The 17,356-nt window shown below is 35.3% G+C and carries 17 protein-coding genes; 12 read left to right on the top strand and 5 right to left on the bottom strand.

Annotated features, from left to right (window positions below; genetic code table 11):
* Window position 1: 1 nt before the first annotated feature.
* From TY11_RS10260 to TY11_RS10250, 3 genes are all read left to right on the top strand, one after another.
* Window positions 2-1,555 carry an acyl-CoA carboxylase subunit beta gene (locus tag TY11_RS10260; protein ID WP_197025087.1) on the top strand — a complete coding sequence of 518 codons (1,554 nt, stop codon included), beginning with the start codon at window positions 2-4 and terminating at the stop codon, window positions 1,553-1,555.
* Window positions 1,556-1,572: 17 nt separating this feature from the next.
* Window positions 1,573-2,700: a M20/M25/M40 family metallo-hydrolase gene (locus tag TY11_RS10255; RefSeq protein ID WP_042145829.1), complete on the top strand. Its 1,128-nt coding sequence runs from the start codon at window positions 1,573-1,575 to the stop codon at window positions 2,698-2,700.
* An 805-nt stretch (window positions 2,701-3,505) separates the two neighbouring features.
* On the top strand, window positions 3,506-4,741 hold the full coding sequence (locus TY11_RS10250; RefSeq protein ID WP_042145825.1) for a DNA polymerase IV: 1,236 nt from the start codon (window positions 3,506-3,508) through the stop codon (window positions 4,739-4,741).
* Between the two features lie 349 nt (window positions 4,742-5,090).
* On the opposite strand, the gene TY11_RS10245 is transcribed toward TY11_RS10250, so the two are convergent.
* The 4 genes from TY11_RS10245 to TY11_RS10230 are packed head-to-tail and all read right to left on the bottom strand — an operon-like array spanning window position 5,091 to window position 9,199.
* A complete protein-coding gene (locus TY11_RS10245) occupies window positions 5,091-6,467 on the bottom strand; it encodes an aldehyde dehydrogenase (protein WP_042145822.1) in 1,377 nt (458 codons plus the stop codon).
* Between the two features lie 10 nt (window positions 6,468-6,477).
* Complete coding sequence (gene rnz / locus TY11_RS10240) at window positions 6,478-7,401, bottom strand: ribonuclease Z (RefSeq protein ID WP_042145819.1); 924 nt, start codon at window positions 7,399-7,401, stop codon at window positions 6,478-6,480.
* Between the two features lie 10 nt (window positions 7,402-7,411).
* The gene (namA, locus tag TY11_RS10235; protein ID WP_042145817.1) at window positions 7,412-8,428 is read right to left on the bottom strand and encodes an NADPH dehydrogenase NamA; all 1,017 of its coding nucleotides are present in this window, start codon (window positions 8,426-8,428) and stop codon (window positions 7,412-7,414) included.
* Between the two features lie 15 nt (window positions 8,429-8,443).
* Complete coding sequence (locus tag TY11_RS10230) at window positions 8,444-9,199, bottom strand: glycerophosphodiester phosphodiesterase (RefSeq protein WP_369797407.1); 756 nt, start codon at window positions 9,197-9,199, stop codon at window positions 8,444-8,446.
* A gap of 286 nt (window positions 9,200-9,485) precedes the next feature.
* Here TY11_RS10230 and TY11_RS10225 point away from each other — a divergent pair, with 286 nt between their 5' ends.
* Genes TY11_RS10225 through TY11_RS10215 form a run of 3 tightly spaced genes read left to right on the top strand, consistent with a single transcriptional unit; the run spans window position 9,486 to window position 11,565 of the window.
* Complete coding sequence (locus TY11_RS10225; protein WP_369797406.1) at window positions 9,486-10,442, top strand: MBL fold metallo-hydrolase; 957 nt, start codon at window positions 9,486-9,488, stop codon at window positions 10,440-10,442.
* On the top strand, window positions 10,432-11,226 hold the full coding sequence (locus TY11_RS10220) for an SDR family NAD(P)-dependent oxidoreductase (RefSeq protein WP_042145811.1): 795 nt from the start codon (window positions 10,432-10,434) through the stop codon (window positions 11,224-11,226). Before TY11_RS10225 ends, TY11_RS10220 begins: the two co-directional genes overlap by 11 nt.
* A gap of 18 nt (window positions 11,227-11,244) precedes the next feature.
* Window positions 11,245-11,565 (top strand): iron-sulfur cluster biosynthesis family protein, encoded by a 321-nt coding sequence (locus TY11_RS10215; protein WP_042145810.1) that lies wholly within the window; start codon window positions 11,245-11,247, stop codon window positions 11,563-11,565.
* Window positions 11,566-11,904: 339 nt separating this feature from the next.
* Here TY11_RS10215 and TY11_RS10210 read toward each other — a convergent pair whose 3' ends face one another.
* Window positions 11,905-12,816 (bottom strand): aldo/keto reductase, encoded by a 912-nt coding sequence (locus TY11_RS10210; protein WP_042145807.1) that lies wholly within the window; start codon window positions 12,814-12,816, stop codon window positions 11,905-11,907.
* Between the two features lie 142 nt (window positions 12,817-12,958).
* Here TY11_RS10210 and TY11_RS10205 point away from each other — a divergent pair, with 142 nt between their 5' ends.
* The 6 genes from TY11_RS10205 to xerD all read left to right on the top strand — a co-directional run bounded on the left by TY11_RS10205 (window position 12,959) and on the right by xerD (window position 17,261).
* Window positions 12,959-13,504 carry an NUDIX domain-containing protein gene (locus TY11_RS10205; protein WP_042145804.1) on the top strand — a complete coding sequence of 182 codons (546 nt, stop codon included), beginning with the start codon at window positions 12,959-12,961 and terminating at the stop codon, window positions 13,502-13,504.
* 1 nt (window position 13,505) lies between these two features.
* Entirely contained in the window at window positions 13,506-14,675 is a 1,170-nt protein-coding gene (locus TY11_RS10200; RefSeq protein WP_042145802.1) for an endonuclease Q family protein, read from the top strand.
* A gap of 97 nt (window positions 14,676-14,772) precedes the next feature.
* Window positions 14,773-15,429, top strand: a complete 657-nt coding sequence (spoIIM, locus tag TY11_RS10195) for a stage II sporulation protein M (protein WP_042145800.1) — start codon at window positions 14,773-14,775, stop codon at window positions 15,427-15,429.
* An 89-nt stretch (window positions 15,430-15,518) separates the two neighbouring features.
* The gene (gene fur, locus TY11_RS10190) at window positions 15,519-15,977 is read left to right on the top strand and encodes a ferric iron uptake transcriptional regulator (RefSeq protein ID WP_042145799.1); all 459 of its coding nucleotides are present in this window, start codon (window positions 15,519-15,521) and stop codon (window positions 15,975-15,977) included.
* Between the two features lie 183 nt (window positions 15,978-16,160).
* Entirely contained in the window at window positions 16,161-16,367 is a 207-nt protein-coding gene (locus tag TY11_RS10185) for a DUF4227 family protein (protein ID WP_042145797.1), read from the top strand.
* A 3-nt stretch (window positions 16,368-16,370) separates the two neighbouring features.
* A complete protein-coding gene (gene xerD, locus TY11_RS10180) occupies window positions 16,371-17,261 on the top strand; it encodes a site-specific tyrosine recombinase XerD (protein WP_042145795.1) in 891 nt (296 codons plus the stop codon).
* Window positions 17,262-17,356: the final 95 nt, after the last annotated feature.

Raw genomic sequence — 17,356 nt, 5'->3', positions numbered from 1 at the left:
GGTGGATATGTTTGATAAAATTAATGAACTCTATGATAAAAGAAGATTAGCTGAACGCGGTGGTGGAGATGATCGAATCGAAAAGCAACATGCTAAGGGAAAGTGGACTGCTAGAGAAAGAATTGATTACTTACTCGATGATGGAAGCTTTGTAGAATTAAATACGTTTATCGAAAATCGTGGAACAGATTTTAATATGAATGGTTCAAATGGGGCAGGAGATGGTGTTGTTACTGGATTCGGAAAAATTAACGGACGTCCTGTTTACTTATTTGCCCAGGATTTTACGCTGTATGGTGGAGCTCTTGGTGAAATGCACGGTAAAAAAATTGCTGCAGTAATGGATTTAGCAGCTAAAAATGGTGTTCCTTTTATCGGATTAAATGATTCGGGTGGCGCTAGGATTCAAGAAGGGGTTTCGTCATTAGATGGGTATGGGCAAGTTTTTTACCGTAATTCGATTTACTCGGGATTTATACCTCAAATTTCTGTTATTATGGGTCCAAGTGCAGGGGGGGCAGTTTATTCTCCAGCAATAACAGATTTTGTAATTATGGTGGAGAAAACGTCACAAATGTTTATTACGGGTCCGAAGGTTATAGAAACGGTTACCGGTGAAAAAATAACTTCAGAGGACCTTGGCGGCGCATATATTCATAATAGTAAAAGTGGAAATGCTCACTTTAAAGCAGAAAATGAAGAGGAAGCACTAGATCATGTAAAAAAACTACTATATTATCTACCAGATAATAATAGTGAAAAGCCTGTTGTGAGAGAGTACCAAGAAGATGAGCTTAGAAACTATCGTCCTGAGTTAGTTGATATTGTTCCTTTTGACTCTACTCGCCCATATGATATGAAGCAGGTAATTTCTCAAGTAGTAGATGAAGAGTCCTTTTATGAAATTCATGCTGATTTTGCTAAAAATATTGTAATTGGATTTGCTAGAATAGAGGGACAGACAGTGGGACTAGTATGTAATCAACCAAAGCATCTAGCTGGTGGATTAGATATTGATTCCAGTGATAAAGCAGCTCGATTTATTCGTTTTTGCGACTGTTTTAATATCCCAATCATAACCTTTGAAGATGTCACAGGTTTCTTTCCTGGCATAAAACAAGAACATGGTGGTATCATACGTCATGGAGCTAAAATTTTATATGCATATTCAGAAGCAACTGTTCCCAAACTAACCGTTATTGTACGTAAGGCATATGGTGGAGCGTATGTGGCCTTAAACAGTAAGTCGATTGGAGCCGATTTAGTATTTGCATGGCCAAATGCGGAAATTGCCGTAATGGGTCCAGAAGGTGCAGCCAATATCATCTTTGCTAAAGAAATTGCTGCGAGTGAGGATCCTGAACGTACACGACAAGAAAAAATTAATACATATCGTGATAAGTTTGCCAATCCTTATGTTGCGGCTAAGTTAGGGATGGTTGATGATGTTATTGATCCAAGAGAAACAAGAATTAAGCTAATCCAAGGATTAGAAATGCTCGCATCTAAACAAGAGGATCGTCCTAAAAAGAAGCATGGGAATATTCCTCTTTAACATAGGAGGCTAGACAGATGGTAAATCAAGAGAGACTAGTAAATGAGTTTATGGAACTTGTTCAGGTAGATTCTGAGACAGGTTTTGAGGCAGAAATTGCAAAAGTATTGAAAAAGAAATTTACAGATTTAGGTCTAGAAGTGGTAGAAGACAAAGCAAAAGAAATAACAGGTCATGGTGCAAACAATTTAATTTGTACATTAAAGGGTACAAAAGACGAAGTAGATACAATATATTTTACATCTCATATGGATACAGTAGTTCCTGGAAAAAGAATTAAGCCATCTATTAAAGAAGGATACATTGTATCTGATGGTACAACTATTCTTGGTTCTGACGACAAAGCAGGACTAGCAGCAATGTTTGAAGCAATTCGTTCATTAAAAGAGAATAATATTGAACACGGTGATGTTCAATTTGTTATTACGGTTGGAGAAGAGTCCGGATTAGTTGGTGCAAAAGCACTTGATCCTTCATCTATTCATGCTAAATTTGGATATGCACTGGATAGTAATGGGGAAGTTGGCGATATTATTGTGGCCGCCCCGACACAAGCGAAGGTTAATACGATCATCAAAGGGAAAACAGCACATGCTGGAGTTGCTCCTGAAAAAGGTATATCTGCAATTACCATTGCTGCTAAGGCAATTGCTAAAATGCCATTAGGCCGAATCGATGAAGAGACAACAGCAAATATTGGTCGTTTTGAAGGTGGAAAACAAACCAATATTGTTGTCGATCATGTTGAGATTCTTGCTGAAGCCCGTTCCCTTGTTCCTGAAAAAATGGAAGCACAAGTTTCTAAAATGAAAGAAGCTTTCGAGTCAACCGCAAAAGAAATGGGCGGGGAAGCTATCGTTGATATTAAAGTAATGTACCCTGGATTTAAGCAAAAAGCAGGGGATGAAGTGGTAGAAGTTGCCAGACGTGCAGCTGCATCTGTTGGAAGAGAAAGTAAACTTCTTCAAAGTGGCGGAGGTAGTGACGCCAACGTTATCGCAGGTTTTGGAATTCCAACGGTTAACCTTGCTGTTGGTTATGAAGAAATTCATACTACAAATGAACGTATACCAGTTAGTGAGTTAGTTAAGGTGACTGAACTTGTGGCAGCTATTATTCAAGAAGTTGCTGTTGCAAGCAACTAAATAAATAATGATGAAAAGGCTACTGTAATAATATTGAGTAGCCTTTTTTTCGTATGTTAAAATTTGAAATATTTTCTCTAAACGAAGCGTCAAATTACAGAAGTACTGATAAGCTGATAAATAACATAAATGATAGTATAAGAAAACATAATTAAAAAGGATGAGTCCTGTATGCGTACTAAAATCATATATTACTTTCCGTTAAGCTTCATTATTGCATTATTCATATTATTTGGTTCGCCAAGGTCGAATAAATTAGCATAGGGCCCTCCAATCCCAATTAATTATTTCATGCTCGAGAAATACTTAAACAAAGAAATAATGCCACCTTCGTGTGAAGGAGAGTTTTTTAACTCATATGAGATTCTTAGATACAATACAAATAGGATGGAATTATACATTTGGGCTGTAATAGAGGAGTACTCCAATTATCATGATCGATTAGAATTGGGATCTGGTATGTCTGGACCAATAGTGTTAGAAATAGAAGATGAATCTGGTTCAGTCAACATTCACGGCCATATATTACCTAGGGATATTAGTTACAGGTTGTAAATATGGCTAATCCAGAATATAAGCTTGATATTGGGAGGGAAACATTTTTCCTTTGGTTAAAAGGCAATAACTCCTCAATTATAAATACAATGGAGACAAAAAAATTTATCGTCTATCTGAGAACTATACAAATGCAATTAGATTAATTATTGAATAACATTACAGTCTTTTACTAAGGTAAAAGGCTATTTTATTTATGTTATAATAGATGTTAGATGTGAAACAACTGTTCGGAAAGGTGTCTAATTGGATGAAGGCAAATAAGGCTCGTATTATTTTTCATTTAGATATGAATAGCTTTTATGCATCGGTTGAGATGGCTTATAACCCTGCTTTTAAGGGAAAACCTTTAGCTGTTGCTGGTAATCCTGAAGAACGAAGAGGAATTATTATTACTAGTAATTATGAAGCCAGAGCAAACGGAGTAAAAACGACTATGCCTATTTGGCAAGCAAAAAAACTTTGCCCAGATTTAATAGTTGTTCGCCCTAATTTTGATCGATATCGAACTGCATCCCGTGAAATTTTTAAAATTATGTATGGTATTACTCCTTTTGTTGAACCAGTTTCCATTGATGAGGGATATATGGATATTACCGATGCAGTTGAAGTGGATAAGACGTTACAGTTAGCTGAATCCTTACAACAAAAAATCAAAAATGATTTAGATCTACCATGTAGCATAGGGATTGCTCCTAATAAATTTCTAGCAAAAATGGCATCCGATATGAAAAAGCCTATGGGAATCACGGTCCTTCGTAAACGTGATATTCCAGAAAAATTATGGCCATTACCTGTTGGGGAAATGTATGGTGTAGGAAAGAAAACAGCAGAAAAATTAATTTCGATAGACATTAATACCATTGGCGAACTTGCTGAAGCGGATGTTTATCGACTAAAACAAATTCTTGGAATAAATGGAGAACGTTTGAAGAACCGTGCAAACGGTATGGACCTTAGACCTGTTGATCCAGATGCAGTTAATGAATTTAAAAGTATTGGTAGTTCAGAAACATTACCGATGGATACGACTGATGAAATGGAAATAAAAGGATTATTTTCAGCTTTAGCAGAAAATGTTGAAAAAAGAATGAAGCGAAAGCAAGCAGCAGGACGATCTATTCAAATTACAATACGTTACCATGATAGGAAAACGATCACCCGTAGTAAGAAAATACCTAACTTTATTGATAAAAAAGAAGAAATACTTAAAGTAGCTCTAGAACTATTTGAATTACATTGGAATAAGGAACCGATTCGTTTACTTGGGATAACTGTACAAGATGTCGAAGAAAAACAGAATATCGTACAACAATTAGATTTATTCACATATAAGAAAGATGCTGAAAAGGAGAAACTATATTCTGCAATTGAGGAATTGACGCAAAAACTAGGGAAGAATCCCTTTATTAAGGTAAAGGAAAACGTAAAGGAGCAGCCAAGAACTAGTTTTCAAAAAGACTTTTTGGATGATTTTAGAAAATAAACATGCAGTAAAGACCTGCTTTTGTGAGAAATGAGGATATAAAGATGGATATTATGATTAGAGAGGAACTAAACAATGACCAAAACATCAAGCGGATAACGGAACGGGATTTGACCTTAGGTAAAAAACTAGGAGAAATCTAATAGAGTACTAGAATTAGTAGTAATTCAACAATTAAACAGCATCTAGACTTCTAGTAGGCACTGGATTTTTATGAGTCTGTTGGAAAAACGGGAATACTCATTACAGTTGTTAATAATAGAGAAATTCCGTATATTGCTTTAATAGATTGTTACTAAAAACAGTAGGACAGTCCATGGACTGTCCTACTGTTTGTACTAAATTATTTCTACTTCATAAGCTTCTTAATTAACGAAAAAGCTAACTTCCCACCACCTGGATAACGAAGTGGTATATCAAATTTAGTGGTTTGTTTTAAGATACTTTTGTGATGGGAGAAGGTATCAAAGCTATGCTTGCCATGATATCCACCCATACCGCTTTGACCTACACCGCCAAAAGGTAAATTTGGATTCGCTAGGTGATATAAGGTATCATTAACACAGCCGCCACCAAATGAAAGTCTAGTCATCACTTTTTCCTGATTTTTTTCTTTTTCACCAAAGTAATAAAGAGCCAGTGGTTTCTCGCGGTGTTTTAGCTCTGTAATAACCTCGTCAATGTTATTAAAAGTAAGGACAGGTAATATAGGACCAAATATTTCATCCTGCATAACAGGGGCATCCCATGTGACCGAATCAAGTATTGTGGGCTCTATCTTCAATTGATCCTGGTCTATATCTCCACCATATACAATAGTTCCATTTGATAAATATGCTGACAAACGATTAAAGTGGTTCTCGTTAATAATACGCGCGAATTTATCATATTGAAGTGCATTTTTACTGTACATTTTTTTAATCTGCTTTTTCATTTCCTTTAATAGTTTATCTTTTATTTGATCGTGTACATACAGATAATCAGGTGCAACACATGTTTGGCCAGCATTAGTAAATTTGCCCCAAACAAGGCGTTTTGCCGTTAAGGAAATATTGGCATCTTTATCAATGATTGCGGGACTCTTTCCGCCTAGTTCCAATGTAACAGGAGTAAGAAATTTACTAGCTTCACGCATAACTACTTTTCCAACGGCTGTACTACCTGTGAAAAAGATATAATCAAATCGTTGGTTTAATAATTCCTGACTAATTTCCTTGGCACCCTCCACAACGGCAATAAACTTTGAATCAAACGTTTCCCCAATTATTTTTGCTAAAAGTGAGGAAGTTGATGGACTATATTCGGACGGTTTAATCACTACTGTATTACCTGCAGCAATAGCACCTATAGCAGGAGCTAATGCTAACTGTAAAGGATAATTCCATGGTGACATGACTAATGTAACCCCATATGGTTCTTTTCTAATAAAGTTTTTGGTTCCTTTATGTGTAAGTGGTGCATCTATGGGATCATCCTTCATCCAGTCTTTTAAGTTATTTTCTGTATGTTTAATTTCGTTGTACAGAAAACCAAGTTCAGTTGTAAAGGCATCGAAATTGGATTTATTTAAATCTTGTTTTAATGCCTTATAAATGCTTTTTTCATATTTTTCTAGCATACTCCGTAGTGAACGCAACATATTAATTCGAAATCGATAATCGTGCGTTTCTTCTGATAAGAAAAAATTGCGTTGTGCTTGAACCAATTCTTTAATTTGCACCGTCATACCACTCCTTTTAGTTGGAAGGGATACTTACTTGATAAAAGTCACTTGCTATCTCCGTATTTGGAAAGATTGCTTGTGTTTCCTGTAATAGTTCCTCTATTTCATGTTGCTGGTATCGGGATGAAATGTGATTTAATATTAACCGCTTCACGTTTCCGGACTTAGCTAAATTGGCTGCTTGTTCTGTTGTTGAGTGATAATATTCCTTGGCTAAGTCTACTTTATTCTTATCAAAAGTGGCTTCATGAACAAGTAAATCAGCATTTTTAACAAAATCTTGATTTTGTTCGGTTGACTTTGTGTCACCTAGAATAACGAGTTGCCTTCCAATTTTTTCTGCTCCTAAATAATCATGGCGATGAATTTCCCGTCCATCTTCTAATATGGTAACCTGATTTTCTTTTATTTCGCGATAAATGGGGCCGGGATGAATTCCGATAGCCTTTAACTTATCAACCTGCAATTCTCCGGGCTTATTTTTTTCTTCAATCCGGAAGCCATAACTAGGCATACCATGTACTAATTTTTTGCAATATACGATAAAATGCTCATCTTCTAATATTTTTCCTTCTTTAATAATAACGAATGTGAGGGGATAGGTTATATGTGTTCCGCTAAGCTTTAAACTTGTTTGTACAAATTCCTCTATGCCTTTAGGACCATAAATCACCATTTCCTCCTCGCCCCCTTGAAATGAACGTGAGCTTAATAATCCAGGTAACCCATAGATATGATCACCATGCATATGGGTAATAAAAATTTTATTGATTTTTCGTGGCTTTATGGAGGTGTGTAAGATTTGATGCTGTGTTGCTTCACCACAATCAAATAACCATATACTATTTGTCTCCTGAAGCAGCATTAGTGCTAAGCTAGAGACATTTCTCTCTTTAGAAGGTATACCTGAGCCTGTACCAAGAAATAATAACTCCATGTTATACCTCCTATCTCCATCCGCGTGTATACTGTTTTGGAGCATCTAATGGATATTCTAATTCATCTGCCGCCTGTTTTGCCCAATATGGATTTCTTAATAATGATCTTCCAATAAAAATAAGGTCAGCTCTGTCATTTTGGAGGATTTCTTCTGCTTGTATACCTGTTGTAATTAACCCAACAGCACCAGTTGGAATACTTGCCTCTCGTTTGATTGTTTCACATTGTTTCACTTGATAACCAGGGTACACATTTATTCTCGCCGGAACAATTCCGCCAGTACTACAATCAATCAAATCAACGTCCATATCTTTTAATTTAGAGGTGAAGAAAAGAAAATCGTCAATTGTATTTCCATCTTTATGATATTCATCAGCAGATATGCGAACAAAAACGGGGCCGTTGAACTCTTTTTTCACAATCTCCGTTATTTCACTAAGGAAACGAAATCGATTTTCCCGATTTCCACCGTATGCGTCAGTACGATGATTGGATAAAGGTGATAAAAACTGGTTAATTAAATAACCGTGAGCAGCATGGACCTCAACCATATCAAATCCTGCCTTTTTGGCTCGTCTTGCGCCATTTCCAAAAGCCTCTACTATTCTTTTTATGCCAGAAGTAGTTAGTTCTGTTGGTATTTTGAATGTTTCGTTAAATGGTAAAGGAGAAGGCGCAAAGGTAATATCTTCATCTTGAGCTTTTCTTCCAGCATGGGCAAGCTGGATACCAGTTTTCGCTCCATAAGCTCGAATTTGTTCTACAAGATTTTTATAGCCATGAACCTGTTCATCTTCCCAAATTCCCAAATCCTGTGCCGAAATTCGTCCTGATTGCTCTACTGCAGTTGCTTCGAGAATGATTAATCCTACTTCACCGACAGCGCGAGAGATATAATGTGTCATATGAAACGGTGTCAATTTTCCATCTTGTTTTTCAGATGAATACATACACATTGGAGACATCACGATTCGATTTTTTAGAGTCATATCCTTAAAGGTTATTGGTGAGAATAATTTTGCCATTTATAAGTCCTCCAATTATAATTTTTTTTTATACTGAAATACTTTTCGAAAAGTCAGTGCCTTATACGGAACATCGGTAAAAATACCATCACAACCTTGGTTAAAGCAATGCATCATAGGTTTGTATTTATTTACTGTATAAACACGTACGGGCATGTTTTTTTCATATGCTTGTTCCATGAGTTGCTGATTTACTAATCGATATTTTACATGAAGTGCATTTGCTCCTAACTTCCTTGCATATTCCACTAAGTTAGGGTATTTTTTCGATGTAAGAAAAGCAATTTCAATATTATTCTGGTACGTTACCAATCTTTTTACACTATTCGGATTGAATGTTGATAATGTTGTCCGTTCGAGTAAACGATGGGTCTTTAGCATGTTGTAAACTATTGACTCTAAGTTTTTATAGTCAATTTTATTATTTTTTAATTCAATATTAATGTAAAGATCTTTTGGCTTTATCCAAACTAAAAATTCCTCAAGCGTTATTATTCTTGCATTACGAAATTCTGGAGAAAACCAAGACCCAGCATCTAATTTACTAAGCTCTTCATACGTATAATCCTTTACATAACCAGTGCCACTTGTTGTTCGTTTGACTGTTTCGTCATGGATTAACACCGGGATATTATCCTTTGTTAATTGGACATCAGTCTCTATACCTTCTGCTCCAAGTTTATAACCCAGTTCAAATGCATACATCGTATTTTCAGGTGCTAGCTTGCTAGCTCCACGGTGGGCAATTATTTTTGTTATCAAATCATTCACCTCTAGCATTGATTTTGTTTGAAAAGAGTGGGAAAGTCAACAAATACACAGGTGGAAATAATCTTTAAGTTTTCATAAGTGACTTCTCTTTATTTTAACGTTAAAATGAAAATAAGTGAATGAATCGCAATTCAGTTTCGTGGTTTATTTAGTGGTTCCTTGGCAAGAAGATACGATACTTTCTGTAGTGTCTGACGCTTAAATTGTACTAAATAATTAACTTTTTAATTGTACATTTAATAACTTTAACATAATTAATTTTCTAAGAATCGAGGGGAATAAGATGATGGTGGCTAAAAAGTTTATACATCAGCTCACAGTTCCAACGCCTTTTGCAGTAGGAGATACACATATATATCTTTTAAAGGGGGACACTCTTTCTTTAGTTGATGCTGGTGTTCGAACAGAAGCGGCATGGGATGCATTGGTTGCCCAGTTAAAGGAAGTTGGATATAAGCCTAACGAGATTGAACAGGTTATTTTAACTCATCATCATCCTGACCATACTGGTTTAATAGATAGGTTTGAACAAGCACAGAATATTGTAGGACACGAAAATGTGAATCCTTGGCTCACAAGGGATGATGACTATTTTAATCATTTCGAGGATTTTTATTATGACTACTTCGATATAAATGGCGTCCCGCGTCACTTTCGATCATATTTAGGTAAGTTAAGAGCTCAACTGGATTGGGCTGGAAAGGGAAGGCTAACTATTCGAATTGACGAAGGTGATTATCTACCTGGACATCCTGAATTTAAGGTGATTGAGACTAAAGGACACGCCCAAAGCCACCTATCATTTCTAGGGGAAGACGGCACTTTTATTGGTGGAGATCATCTTTTGCAGCATATTAGTCCAAATCCTATTATGGAACCTCCAAAAATAGGGGAGAAGGAACGACCAAAGCCGTTATTACAATATCGAGCTAATTTAGAAAAATGTTTTTCATTAGATATAAATATAGTTTTACCGGGACATGGTGAAATATTTTCTAATGTTAAAGAGATAATTCCTCAGCGGTTCGCCAAACAAGAAAGTCGTGCCAATAAAGTTCTTGGGTTATTAAAGGAATATGCTCAAACTCCTTTTCAGTTATGTGAACAGATTTTTCCAAGGCAATATGAAACACAAATTGATTTAACTATGTCAGAAATAATAGGGCAATTAGATTATTTAGAGGATATCGGATTGGTTACAAAAACAATCGAGGATGGAGTACTATTCTACCATGCAAATTAATTATCAAGGGAAAAAGGTTGTCGTTACAGGTGCTTCAAGCGGAATTGGTGAAATGCTGGTAAGAAGAATCGCAGCAAATGGAGGAACTCCAATCATGCTAGCTCGTTCACTAGACAAACTTAGACAATTACAGCAACAAATAAAAGAGGAATATAATATTAGAGCGTTTTACTATAAAGTAGACCTTACAGATGATGAAGAAATGAATGAGGTCATTGCTTCAGTAATTCGTGAACATCATGTTATTCACGCCCTTGTTAATAATGCAGGTACGGGTATTTTTCAATATGTGGAGCATACAAAATGGAATGATGTTGAGCTGATGTTTCGATTAAATGTACTGGCAGTAATTCGTATGACAAAGCTCTTTATACCGCATTTTAAAGCCAATAATGAAGGTCATATCGTAAATATAGCATCACAGGCAGGAAAAATATCAACACCAAAATCGGCAGTTTACGCTTCAACAAAACACGCAATTCTTGGTTTTACCAATGCGTTACGACAAGAGTTGGCAGATTATCATATAAATGTTACTGCAGTTAACTTAGGGCCAGTTAAAACAAATTTCTTTTCTCATGCTGATCCAGATGGTAACTACCAAAAAAGTGTAGCAAAATATATGCTGGATCCGGAGAAGGTAGCATTAAAAATCGGTGAGAACTTATTTACTAGGAAGCGAGAAATAAACATGCCGATGTGGATGGATATTGGGAGTAGATTTTATCAACTCTTCCCTGGTATGATGGAAAAAGTATTAAAAAAACAATTTAATAAAAAATAACAGCATAGGGGAAGCAATATGAAATTAACTATTACGGAAAAGGCAATTAGTAAGATACAAGAATTTAATACACGAAATCATCACTATCTTTTGCTTCACTATGACACGGTTGGATGTGGTTGTGGTGTTAATGGTGTACCAACGATTGGGTTAGTGGATCATAAAGATGATAGTCATATAGAAGTGGAGACACATGCAATGCCTACTATTGTGAATAAAATGCAATCAGTCTTTTTTGCTGAAAATATGAAGCTAGATTTTGTGGGTGGAACATTTCGTTTATCCAGTCCAGAGGGGATATTAAATCCATTTATTTCAACTACAAACCTTATGGATTGAAGGGTAAGAGGCTAGGACAAAACTATATGATAAACTAATAAAAAAATTTAGTGCTAATATTGGTTTCGGAAATATACTTCGCAGCAGCTTGAACGGCTGGTGGGCCTCCTCATACTGACTTCATAAGGGGTCTCACCCACGCCTTTCCTTTAGCGGGACAAATGCTTTTACTGGGGCGAGAACCGCAGTCCTATTCCCAATTTCCAAGGAATTTCTCGACAGTAAATACACCCCACTAGAGAATACAGGCTCTCTTTCAAAGGGCCTTGCAAAACCTAATTAAGCGATAAATTGTTCATCTTTAAAATAGTAATATTATTGTGTCCACACCCCTTTTGTTTATCTATGTTGAATATATTTATTGGCTTTTGTTACTGATTTCAATTGATTATATAATGTATCTGAAAGACTTTTCTCTACATCAAACAACGTATTTTCTTTTACTTGTTCAATCGAACTTGCACCAAAAACAGCACTTGCCACAGCAGGATGTTTTAATACATATTGTAAAGATAATTCATTTAGATTATCTGATATTGATGATAGCTTTTGATGTGTTTCTTGAAGCTCTTTAAATGTATAATCTAAAAATCCGTCTCTTCCTTTCTTTTCAATTTGTTCTTTAGCATTATTACTTAATAAACCTTTAGCAAGCGGTCCACGAGCAAGTACACTTATATTATGTTTGTATAGTAAATCTAATGTTTCTTCCTCAGGTCTTCGGTCTAATAAACTATATTGGGTCATGACACCATCAATGGATGACTTTTTTACATACTCTCGAATTACATTCGGCCTGATAGAGGATATACCATAGGCTCGTATCACACCCTCTTTTTTTAACTCTTCAAACGCTTCAATTGTTTCATCAATGGGGTCATCTAAAGTTCCACCATGTAGCATGTAAAAATCAATATAGTCTGTTTGTAGTCTACGTAAGCTTTCCTTTACTTCAAATTGAATGTAAGTTTTTGAAGGATTCCAGAACCATTCCTTGGTATCCTTATTAAAATGGTTTCCCACCTTTGTAGTTAAGATTACTTGATTGCGTTTCCCTTTGATTGCTTCACCAACGATTTCCTCATTCAATCCGAATTCGTATAAGTCAGCTGTATCAAGATGATTAATACCGCTATCTAAAGCCAAATTAATAATTTCTTTAGCGTTTTCTTTATCTGTTCCAAGTGACATACATCCAAGTGTTAACACTGAAATCTCTATATCTGAATTTCCAAGTCTATTTTTCTTCATACAATCAACCTCCTTTCCCAATCATATTTGAATTACTCATTTATGCCAAATCAAAAGACAGGAAAAATTAACTTACCCAATTGCATGTGCTAAAATAAAGCTATCTGTATCAGTAGATTATTAAAGTTAAAGGATGACATAAATGAAAAAGTTTGAAGAAAAAACAATACATACGGAAACGATATATGACGGTAATGTTGTTAAACTACAGGTAGATGATGTTGTGCTACCGAATGGTAAAGAAGCAAAACGTGAACTAATTAAGCATCCAGGCGCGGTTGCTATCATTCCAATTACAAAAGATAAAAAGATCGTTCTGGTTGAACAATACCGTAAGCCACTTGGAAAGTCTATTATCGAGATACCAGCTGGAAAGCTAGAACCAGGTGAAAGTCCTGAATTAACGGCAGTTCGTGAATTGGAAGAAGAAACTGGGTACACGACAAAAAAACTAACGAAGGTTACATCCTTTTATACTTCACCGGGCTTTGCTGATGAGTTAATGCTTATCTATTTAACGAATGAACTCGAAAAGCTAGATTTTCCTCCAGCTCTTGATGAGGATGAATTTGTTGAAATCCTAGAATTAACATTAGAAGAAGCGAAACAATATGTGGAAGAACAACGAATCCATGACGCCAAAACGAATTATGCCATTTTATACTTAGAGACGCAGGAGATTTTATAAAATGTTGAAATCTTTTTTTGCTGATATGCACATCCATATTGGAAGAGATATTTTTGATAAACCAGTCAAGATTACAGCATCCAAAAACTTAACTATTACCAATATTTTAATAGAAGCGAGCCGTAATAAAGGAATTAAATTAATTGGTGTTATTGATTGTCAATCCCCAACCGTACAGCTTGAACTTAAGCAATTAATGAACAAGGGGTTAGCCTATGAACTTGACGACGGTGGTATTCGCTTTGAAGAAGTTACTTTAATCTTAGGTTCTGAAATTGAAGTATATGATGAAAATTGTCGTGGTCCAATCCATGTGCTTTGTTTTCTCCCTAGTTTAAAGGAAATGGAAAAATTCTCAGAATGGTTAGTTACCAGGATGAAAAATATCACTTTAAGCTCGCAACGCTACTATGGTTCTGCAAAGGAACTACAATACAAAGTAAAAGAGCTTTCTGGAATCTTTATTCCTGCACATGTGTTTACACCGTACAAGAGCCTATATGGGAAAGGTGTTCTGCATTCTTTAGCAGAGGTATTTGATCCAGATTTAATAGATGGAATTGAATTGGGGTTAAGTTCTGATACTTCAATGGCAGACCAAATTACTGAACTACATTCGTATACGTTTGTAACAAATTCCGATGCACATTCACTTGCCAAGATTGGAAGAGAGTATCAAGAAATCCTCATGGAAGAACCTTCCTTTAAGGAATTTAACTACGCGCTTCATTTAGTTAAAGGAAGGAAAATTGTTCATAACTATGGGATGAATCCCAAACTTGGGAAATATCATAATACAGTTTGTGATAAATGTTTACATGCCATGAAACCTAATTCATTGGTTTGTGAGAAATGTGGTTCAAAAAAGATTGTTAAGGGTGTGGCAGATCGAATTAATGAACTTGGAAGCTTCAAAGGGGAGATCGAGGGTCGGCCACCATACCTATATCAAGTTCCATTAGAGTATTTACCAAAATTAGGGCCAAAAACATTTAAAAAATTGCTAGAGCACTTTGAAACAGAGATGAATATCATCCACCATGTTTCCTATGAAAAATTAGCAGATGTTGTTCCAGATAATATTGCAAAATCTATTATTCTTATGAGAGAAGGTAAATTATCCATTCAAGCAGGTGGAGGCGGCAAGTATGGTAGTGTTTCCAAAACATGACAGAATTATTAATTATTAAAAGATAGTTTTGATAGGCATTTTTAATAGGGATTCTTCATAACTTTTAATATAGGCAATAAGTGAATGGAGGATTCCTATGAATAAACGAACTCTTGCAATGGATCATATGAAAACACACGCAACAATCTATGTATTTATGCTAATATTATTTCTCACAGGAATAGCTTTTGGAGCAATCGTTGTGAATAGTATGGGAACGATTCAAAAGCAAGATCTCTTTTTTAATTTAGAACGGTTTTTTGGGTATATTACAACTGACAATACAATTGATAAAAATGACATTCTAAAAGAAAGTTTCTTTTATCATGCTAAGTATTTACTTCTACTATTTATATTAGGCCTTTCTGTAATAGGACTGCCAGTTGTATGGGTATTAATCTTTTTAAAAGGTTTAGTGGTAGGATTTTCGGTTGGTTTTATAGTGAGTCAATTAGGTGTTCAAGGGTTCCTACTAGCAACCTTTTCAATTGCACCTCAAAATATTATTGCAATCCCAATTTATATTCTAGCCGGTAGTCTCTCAATGATATTTACACTTGGACTTTTAAATAAATTATTTATTAAAAAAGCCTCTTTTTCTCAGCCAATCCTACAGCCATTTGTAAAATATATATCATTTTTTGCTGCTTTACTTTTGCTAACTATTGTTCCAGCAATAATTGAGGCTTATATTGCAAACGAAGCAATGATATCGTTTATAAAATCACTATATAATAATGAAAAGGCTATTTAGAATATATTAGATTCAAGTTTAGCTTTATGCTTTGACACTCCTTATTCATGTGCATATAATAAAGGTGGGATATGAGGGAGGAGATCGCCGTGGAACATCGTATTGATCGTATAAAGAAACAACTTCATGCACAAAGCTATAAGCTAACTCCACAACGAGAAGCTACTGTACGAGTATTACTTGAACGCGAGGCTGACCATTTAAGCGCAGAAGACATATTTTTACTAGTAAAAGATAAAGCTCCTGAAATAGGTCTTGCAACCGTATATCGTACATTGGAATTATTATCCGAATTGAAAATAGTTGATAAAATAAATTTTGGCGATGGCGTCTCCAGATACGATCTACGAAAAGAAGGAGCCGAACATTTTCACCATCATCTCGTTTGTATTGAATGTGGGTCTGTTGAGGAGATTATGGATGATTTGTTAGGTGATGTCGAAAAAATAGTGGAAAGTGAATGGGGATTTAAAGTACAGGATCATCGATTAACTTTCCATGGATTATGTAAGACATGCCAAAAAGCTGCAGTTGAATCTACTAGGTAACGGAAATGCCTTTTCATTATAGAGAAGGCATTATTTATTTTTCTTTGCATTCTTTTTGGTGTAAAATAAGGGTAAGTTATTTATGATAATAAAATAGGACTAGTTTTCTAGTTATTATGTATAAAGTGAATCTTTTTTGGCATATCTTTTAATATTAGTACATGATTAAAGGAGAAATGCCATATGAAAAAGATGGTATGGGATACTGTAAAAGTTTTTGTTATTTTTGTCGCGTGCACGTGTTTGTTTTACTTTGGACTTCAAGTAATGCATGCGGAGTACGAACAGTTCCATCGCTATGATACACCTGATGGCCCATCTGTAAAGGTATTCAATAGTGAGCAAAGCTTTATCGAGCGTCTAAATATCTTTTTTCGATTAGGGGAGTAGAGAATGTTAAATCATGCTTATAATGATTTTTTTCATTATCTGCAAGTTGAACGAGGATTATCAGATAATACACTTGTTTCATACAAGAGAGATTTAAATCGATATACAGAAAAAATGACGAAAGAACAACATGCATCTTGGAACGAGATTCATAGGGTGGATATTATTAATTTCTTATACCAATTAAGAGACGAGGGGAAATCAACAGCAACAATTGCTCGCACAATTTCTTCTATTAGGCAATTCCATCACTTTTTATTACGTGAAGAGATTGTAAATCATGATGCAACTTTACATATTGAAACACCTAAAAAAGAGAGAAAGCTCCCAGATATCTTATCCGTCGAAGAAGTGGACAAGCTGCTAGATATTAATGGTAACAGTCCATTAGATATTCGTAACAAGGCGATGCTAGAACTCATGTATGCAACTGGACTGCGTGTAAGTGAGTTAGTTACCTTAAAAACAGATGATTTACATTTAACAATGGGCTTTGTGCGCTGTTTTGGTAAAGGATCGAAGGAGAGAATAGTTCCCCTTGGGGATGTGGCAGAAATGGCCGTTGAAAATTATTTACAGTACTCCCGACAAATTCTATTAAAAAAGAACAGAGTTGAAAAAGTATTATTTTTAAACCAGCACGGAAGACCAATGACTAGACAAGGATTTTGGAAGATTCTGAAGAAGCTTACAACTGAAGCCAATATTATAAAGGATATTACACCACATACGTTAAGACATTCTTTTGCAACACATTTATTAGAAAATGGTGCTGATTTACGTGCTGTTCAAGAAATGTTGGGACATTCAGATATTTCTACTACACAAATCTATACACATGTAACAAAAACAAGATTAAAAGATATGTATAAATCTTATCATCCTCGTGCATGAAAGATTTTTCTTTTTTAAAATGGTTGTCTGACATCCTACAACGTATTTGTTTTAACATATTATAATAAAAATAAGACAACATAAGATATAGGAGG

Origin of the sequence: Paucisalibacillus algeriensis (genome assembly GCF_000577245.1) — a bacterium.
Taxonomy (GTDB): Bacteria; Bacillota; Bacilli; order Bacillales; family Amphibacillaceae; genus Ornithinibacillus.
This window is presented reverse-complemented; position numbering and strand designations above follow the sequence as displayed.